1 protein-coding gene is annotated in these 341 nt (G+C 21.7%); it reads right to left on the bottom strand.

Annotated elements, in window-relative coordinates:
- Nucleotides 1–341 (bottom strand): hypothetical protein (locus L988_RS13825; protein WP_047383276.1); only part of this gene is annotated, 341 nt, incomplete at both ends.

The following is a 341-nucleotide window of genomic DNA, read 5'->3' as shown; positions in this document are numbered from 1 at the left end:
CAAGTAATGTTTTTATAACTTTTAATTCATTATCTTTTTTTGCTTTAATTTCATTTTCTAATCTATCAACTTTTTCTTTTTGTTTTTCTAATCCATCAATCATTAAATCATATTCTTTATATTTATAATCTAATTTTTTCTCAATTTCTTTTAATTTTAAATCAGATTCTTTATATCCTTCTCTTTCACCTATCATTAATTGAGTTTGCATTTTATTAGTCAAAGATTCTTTTAGCTGTTCATTTATCATTATATCTTTTGTTATAGCTTCCAATCTAAAGTTTGTTAATACATTTTTTGCAAGTTCTCTTGGATTTTCAACTTCAAGTTCTTTCATTCTA

Source organism: Cetobacterium sp. ZWU0022, from assembly GCF_000800875.1.
Lineage (GTDB): Bacteria > Fusobacteriota > Fusobacteriia > Fusobacteriales > Fusobacteriaceae > Cetobacterium_A.
The sequence above is the reverse complement of the archived record's forward strand: the minus strand, read 5'-3'. Positions and strand labels throughout refer to the sequence as shown.